The 6959-nt window shown below is 57.4% G+C and carries 6 protein-coding genes; 5 read left to right on the top strand and 1 reads right to left on the bottom strand.

All coding sequences use genetic code 11. The features are described 5' to 3' along the window. Both EJA71_RS27425 and EJA71_RS12145 read left to right on the top strand, forming a co-directional pair. Positions 1-217 (top strand): hypothetical protein (locus tag EJA71_RS27425; RefSeq protein WP_218576482.1); only part of this gene is annotated, 217 nt, incomplete at its 5' end. Between the two features lie 38 nt (positions 218-255). Beyond that, positions 256-2658 (top strand): dermonecrotic toxin domain-containing protein, encoded by a 2403-nt coding sequence (locus EJA71_RS12145; RefSeq protein WP_158957107.1) that lies wholly within the window; start codon positions 256-258, stop codon positions 2656-2658. A 10-nt stretch (positions 2659-2668) separates the two neighbouring features. Here the strand turns inward: EJA71_RS12145 and EJA71_RS12140 are convergent, their stop codons facing one another. After that, positions 2669-3457: an IclR family transcriptional regulator gene (locus EJA71_RS12140; protein ID WP_158957105.1), complete on the bottom strand. Its 789-nt coding sequence runs from the start codon at positions 3455-3457 to the stop codon at positions 2669-2671. 164 nt (positions 3458-3621) lie between these two features. Here EJA71_RS12140 and hmgA point away from each other — a divergent pair, with 164 nt between their 5' ends. Genes hmgA through maiA form a run of 3 tightly spaced genes read left to right on the top strand, consistent with a single transcriptional unit; the run spans position 3622 to position 6882 of the window. Further along, positions 3622-4926, top strand: a complete 1305-nt coding sequence (gene hmgA, locus EJA71_RS12135) for a homogentisate 1,2-dioxygenase (RefSeq protein WP_158957103.1) — start codon at positions 3622-3624, stop codon at positions 4924-4926. Between the two features lie 3 nt (positions 4927-4929). After that, positions 4930-6234, top strand: a complete 1305-nt coding sequence (gene fahA / locus EJA71_RS12130; RefSeq protein WP_158957101.1) for a fumarylacetoacetase — start codon at positions 4930-4932, stop codon at positions 6232-6234. Positions 6235-6246: 12 nt separating this feature from the next. Continuing rightward, positions 6247-6882, top strand: coding sequence for a maleylacetoacetate isomerase (gene maiA, locus EJA71_RS12125; RefSeq protein ID WP_158957099.1), 636 nt, complete (start codon positions 6247-6249; stop codon positions 6880-6882). Positions 6883-6959: the final 77 nt, after the last annotated feature.

Raw genomic sequence — 6959 nt, 5'->3', positions numbered from 1 at the left:
GATTATTCGCTGCGTCGCCGGGCCATTTTTGTGGCAGGCGCAATTTCAACGCTTTTGTTCACCTGAAAGACATGATGTGGTTTTCAGGGCGGAAAGTGACGTTGTTTTTACCAGTTATATCTACGGTAATAAGTTGTTTTCTAAAGAAATATCGAGTGTCGAACATTCGCTGCAGGTGTCTGCTTTTCCAGTAGTAGGTTGTGAATGGCAAGGCTGATATTTATTCAGCCATCGACTTGTTATTGGAGTGTTGAAATGACTATTGTCTTGGCAGAAATAGGGAAGCGCGAAACCCTTCAGCCGCAGTGGGTGGATAGTACTTTACCGATCAAACGCTATGAGTATTTCGAGCAGGAGGCGCGCTTGCTCGATAGCGAAGTGGCATTGAGGAAAGTGCTGGGGCATTTCAATTCGTTAAAGGAGTTTGCACGGTACAGCGCCAACAAACTGTTAATCGATACATTTGATGAGGCCCCGGATGCCGATGACATCAAATGTATCTCGCGTTATGAATTCGAAGTGGGAGGGCGCGTGATCGTTCAGGAGGACACTCGCTCCCTGACCGACCATTTCATCTACGGACTGCATGACGAAAACCATAGAGCCCAAGTAACGTTTCAAGGCGTTGGACTGCCTGCAGGACTGAATCAACTGTGGCTCGACAGTGTGTTGTTACACGATGTTCGAGTGGTCCAAAGCTATGAATATCGAGTGTTGCTCTCCAGCAGTGATGCGCTCATTGGCGCGCTGGAGGACGTACAGCGAAATCGAATGTTGCTCAGTGCAATGGACGCCCGCCAACAGGGCCACATCAGCAGCGACGAAAATCTCCATCGAATAGAACAAGCCGTCAACGGAGACAAGCTCGCCACTATCAATGGGTTGCGGCTTTTGAGCGAGACACGAGCCCTTCATGAGTTATGTGTTGTGGGTAGCGATACCGATCTTCTGTTGTATGCACCGACTTCACCAGGAGGGCAGAACTGGTACGAGTGCTCGAGTATGCATCAACTGAATATTCAGTTGGCTGACTGGACGAAGCAAGCGAAAGGCCGGGAATACCTGATTTGGCGCGCCCATGCGGCGGATCGCGTGGTCATCAATCATTACCTGCACAAACTTCAAAGATTGCCCCACCTGTGGGAGAAGGTCACGACCGTTGCGCCTGAGGAAAAGTCGCAGCAATCCCTGTCCTCCATTGTACTTAACAGCACCCGCTGGCTGGCGGATCAGGAGAATGTCTACACGCCATACGGGTACTGCATCGCCCCAATGGCGCATCGTCAAACGTTTATCCGCACTCAATGCGAGCTTAAGGCCTTGCAGACACTTGCGATGCGCGAGGGAGGCTTTGAGTCGTATGAGGCGTTTTGTTTCGATCTGATAAAAAAGCGCATTGAGCAACTGTTGCTCGAGCGCGGTGAGCGCATTGCGGTCAATCCGGACCACATAGTTGTTGTCCTTGACCCAGGACAGGAAATAACCCTGACGAAACTGATCAGCAGTGAAACATCGATGTATGTAAAGGAAGTCCGTGGCGAGTTACCCAAATATCCGCACTTCATCTTGACGGATGATCATGCACCGCTCAATCAACTGGACATCAGGGATCTCGCCGGTTGGTCGAGAACACTGCGTCCCGGCGAGCAGTACATCGAAGTACTCCATTCGATTCTGGACAAATCCAATCCGCAAGGCGCCCTCAAGCGAAGCATCCATAAAGAGTTGTTGCGTCGACAAATGAAGGTGGGGATCTTGCAGGAGCGATTTCAGAACCGATTGAGTGAAGAGCAATACCAGCAACTCAGTGAGGTGATCGATAACCTGCAAAAAGCGGATCGTCGACCGACTCATCCCTTGGGCGAGTACCCGCATGACATTCGTTACAACGCAGCATTCAAGTTGCATATACGCAAGAAACTGATCGTAGGCGTGTTCGTCTTCAGGTTGGTCAATGATAAAAAAACCGATTTATTGGTTTTTACCCCTGATGCCCCGGATGGGCGGCTTGTTCGACCGCATGTCGAATTCCTCAAGGCGATCAAGTCGCAGGGGCTTGGTCAGTACTTGCTGGAGCGAACGCGTGAGACGGACAACGCCGTCGTTAATGCCTACGTCAGGGATATGGAGGAATTATCCGGGTTCAATGAAGGGATCGAACTGCGGCGTGACAGCCGTGTTCTGGATTTAGGCAGCAGCTATGACGATCTGATCTACCGCACAATGTCCGATGTTGATGAAAAGACCACCAGCCTTGACGAGATCATCTTCAAACTGGTGTTCAGAGCCGTTGAAGCCGCAGCCACCGCTGTTGCCGTACTCGTGCCCCCCGTCGGGGTGGCGATGGGTAGCTTTCTGTTTGCCAAAAACCTGGTGCAAGGAATCGAAGCCTACAAGAACGAGCATTACGGAATCGCTGAAGATCATTTCATGAATGCGCTCATCGAGTTGGTGGCCCTCGGCAAAGCGGGTTATAGCCATGTTAATCCCGGGAAAGCGGGACTGACGGTCGTTCGCCTGCTAGGGAACATGTACACCGCTGAAAAATTCATATCGCAGGCGACGGGCGTGCCGAGGTTGCACGCCAGAGTCCTCGAAGCCATTGAGGAAATTCTTCAGGGGCCCGAGTCTGACGCCAGCAAAACCATGTTGTTGTGACCCATAACCGTCAACCCCGGTCGCTTTGAAAGCCCATCCGCCAACTCACGGCCCGCGACGCAGCCAGTAATCGCTGCGCCGCCGGGCCGTGTTCGTCGGCGTGAAACAGCGAAGTCGGGCCGACGATGGTCAGTACGGCGGCGATCTGGCCGACGGCGTTGAATACCGGCGCCGACAGCGCATCCACACCCGGCATCAGCAAGCCATGTACATGATGCAGACCACGTTCGCGGATCTGTTCGCACAGCGTTGTGTAGGCTTTTTCGTCCTTGAGCGGATGATCAGCGACAAGGATTTCCTGCTCACGCAATTCATCGGTCTCCCGATGCGGCAGGTACGCGCTGAACACCAATCCCGTCGAAGAACTGAGCAGTGGCAACACCGAACCCAGTTGCGTCACCACGGTCACCGCACGCACCGCTGGTTCGATGTGCACCACGGTTGCGCCCTGATTGCCCCACACCGCCAAAAAGCAGGTTTCGTTGAGTTCGTCGCGCAATTCGGCTAAGGGCAGGGCGGCAACTTTCAGTACGTCCATACTGTTGAGGGCGGCCAAACCCACGCGCAATGCTTCACGACCGAGGCCGTAATGGTTGGTGGCGGGGTTCTGCTCGGCGAAGCCCGAGGCGATCAAGGCCTGCAGATAGCGATGGACCTTACTCGCGGGCATCTGCACGTGCTCGGCCAGACGCGACAGCGAAGTCGAGGGCGACAACTCGGCCAGGGCCTTGAGGATGTCGGTGCCGACTTCGGCGGAGCGGACTTTCTGTTTGCCGTTACTGTCGCTGGTTTTTTCCATGATGCGGCCGGGTTCCGAAACGAATGGGCGTCTTTATAGCTTGACGCTGGATAGCGAGCAAATTACGTTATGCGTAATCGAATTACGATAATAACAACCCCGGCGTGCCGAAACCTCTGAGCCAGAGCGATGGGCCACTGCCGACTCCCTGTTCAGGAGGCTCCATGAACCTCGATTCATCCGCCCAGGCGCTGACGTATCAGTCCGGTTTCGGCAACGAATTCAGCACTGAAGCATTGCCCGGCGCGCTGCCCGTCGGCCAGAACTCCCCGCAAAAAGCCCCGTACGGTCTCTACACCGAATTGTTTTCCGGCACCGCGTTCACCATGACCCGCAGTGAAGCGCGGCGTACCTGGATGTACCGCATTCAGCCGTCGGCCAATCATCCGGCCTTCGTCAAACTGGAGCGGCAATTGGCCGGTGGGCCGCTGGGAGAAGTGACGCCGAATCGCCTGCGCTGGAATCCGCTGGAGATCCCCGCAGAGCCAACCGATTTCATCGACGGTCTGGTGAGCATGGCGGCCAATGCCAGCGCTGAGAAACCGTCCGGCATCAGCATCTACAACTATGTCGCCAACCGTTCGATGGAGCGAGTGTTCTTCAACGCCGACGGTGAACTGTTGCTGGTGCCGCAATTCGGTCGCCTGCGTATCGCCACAGAATTGGGTGTGCTGGAAGTCGCGCCACTGGAAATCGTCGTGCTGCCACGCGGCCTGAAGTTCCGGGTTGAATTGCTGGATCCGCAGGCGCGTGGTTACGTCGCCGAGAACCACGGCGCGCCGCTGCGTCTGCCGGATCTGGGGCCGATTGGCAGTAACGGTCTGGCCAATCCGCGCGACTTTCTGACTCCGGTCGCTGCATACGAAAACCTGCAACAACCGACCACGCTGGTGCAGAAATTCCTCGGCCAGTTGTGGGCCACCGAGCTCAATCATTCGCCGCTGAACGTGGTCGCCTGGCACGGCAATAACGTGCCGTACAAATATGATCTGCGCCGGTTCAACACCATCGGCACGGTGAGTTTCGATCACCCGGATCCGTCGATCTTTACCGTACTGACCTCGCCGACCAGCGTGCACGGTCTGGCCAACCTCGATTTCGTGATCTTCCCGCCGCGCTGGATGGTTGCCGAGAACACCTTCCGTCCGCCGTGGTTCCACCGCAACCTGATGAACGAATTCATGGGCCTGATCCAGGGCGAATACGACGCCAAGGCAGAAGGTTTCGTGCCCGGCGGCGCCTCGCTGCACAGCTGCATGAGCGCTCACGGCCCGGATGGCGAGACCTGCACCAAAGCGATCAACGCCGAACTCAAACCGGCGAAGATCGACAACACCATGGCTTTCATGTTCGAGACCAGCCAAGTGCTGCGCCCAAGCCGCTTCGCCCTCGACTGCCCGCAACTGCAATCCACTTACGACGCCTGCTGGGCCACGCTGCCCGCCACGTTCGACCCGACCCGGAGATAACCCATGACGCAGAATTCCATCACCCGCAGTTGGGTCGCTTCGGCCAACGGCCACTCCGATTTCCCACTGCAGAATTTGCCGCTGGGTGTGTTCAGCCTCAACGATTCGGCGCCGCGCGCTGGTGTGGCAATTGGCGAACACATTTTCGATATGCAAGTGGCGCTGGAAGCCGGGCTGTTTGACGGCGCCGCGCGCAGTGCAGTGGAAGCCATGCATGGCGGCCAGTTGAACGCATTCTTCGAATTGGGTCGCGACGCTCGTGTTGCGTTGCGCGAGCGCTTGCTGGAACTGTTCAGCGAAGGCAGCACGCACCGCGGCAGCATCGAAGCCCAAGGCGCAAAACTGTTGCCACTGGCCGCCGATTGCCAGCTGCATCTGCCGGCACGCATCAGCGATTACACCGACTTCTACGTCGGCATCGAGCACGCGCAAAACGTCGGTAAACTGTTCCGCCCTGATAACCCGCTGCTGCCGAACTACAAGCATGTGCCGATCGGTTATCACGGTCGCGCCTCCACCGTGCGTGCCTCCGGCACCGACGTGCGTCGCCCGAAAGGTCAGACGCTACCGGCCGGTCAGACTGAGCCTGTGTTCGGCCCGTGCGCACGCCTGGACTATGAACTGGAACTGGGCATCTGGATCGGTCAGGGCAACGAGATGGGCGATTCGATCGCCATCGGTGATGCCGCCGATCACATCGCCGGTTTTTGCCTGCTGAACGATTGGTCGGCGCGTGATATCCAGGCGTGGGAATACCAGCCGTTGGGGCCGTTCTTGTCGAAGAGTTTCATCACCAGCGTTTCGCCTTGGGTAGTGACGGCGGAAGCGCTGGCGCCGTTCCGCAGCGCACAACCGAAGCGTCCTGAAGGCGATCCGCAGCCGCTGCCGTATCTGTTCGATCAGCGTGATCAGGATGGCGGCGCCTTCGACATCGAACTGGAAGTGTTGCTGCTGACCGAGGCCATGCGCGAGCAGAACCTTCCAGCCCATCGCCTGACCCTGAGCAACACCCGTTACATGTACTGGACCGTCGCGCAGATGGTCGCGCATCACAGCGTCAACGGCTGCCAGTTGCAGGCCGGTGATCTGTTCGGTTCGGGCACCTTGTCCGGCCCGGAAAACGGTCAGTTCGGCAGCCTGCTGGAAATCACCGAGGGCGGCAAAAAGCCGATCGAACTGGCCTCCGGCGAAGTGCGTAAATTCCTTGAGGACGGCGACGAAATCATCCTGCGCGCACGTTGTGCCCGTGACGGTTTTGCGTCGATCGGCTTCGGCGAATGCCGTGGCAAAGTGCTGGCGGCGCGCTGACGGGAGCGGTTCATGGATCTCTATACCTACTACCGTTCGACCTCTTCGTATCGCGTGCGCATCGCGCTGGCGTTGAAGGGGCTCGACTATCAGGCGCTGCCGGTCAACCTGATCGCACCGCCTGGTGGCGAGCATCGGCAGGCGGCGTATCTGGCGATCAACCCACAGGGCCGGGTGCCGGCATTGCGCACTGATGACGGCGAATTGCTGATTCAGTCGCCGGCGATCATCGAGTACCTGGAGGAACGTTATCCACAGGTGCCGCTATTGCCCGAACACCTCGTCGCGCGCGCGCAGGTGCGAGGTGTGGCGGCGGTGATCGGTTGCGATGTGCACCCGCTGCACAACGTCAGCGTGCTCAATCGCCTGCGCCAGTCGGGGCAGGATGAACCGCAGGTGGTCGAGTGGATCAGTCACTGGATCGGCCAGGGGCTGGCGACGGTGGAGCAGTTGATTGGCGACGAGGGTTTCTGTTTTGGCGAGTGGCCGTGTGTGGCTGATGTTTACCTGATTCCGCAGTTGTATGCGGCTGAGCGCTTTAATGTTTCGTTGGAGGCGTACCCAAAAATCCGCCGCGTTGCTGCATTGGCGGCTGAGCACCCGGCGTTCATCAAGGCCCATCCCGCCAATCAGCCGGATACCCCATAACCCTTGTAGGAGTGAGCCTGCTCGCGATAGCGGTGGATCAGTCAGATCATTGCTAACTGACACACCGCTATCGCGAG

It is taken from the genome of Pseudomonas sp. PB106, from assembly GCF_009764645.1.
GTDB lineage: Bacteria > Pseudomonadota > Gammaproteobacteria > Pseudomonadales > Pseudomonadaceae > Aquipseudomonas.
Note: the sequence above shows the minus strand (reverse complement) of the source record. Positions and strands in the feature narration are given on the sequence as shown.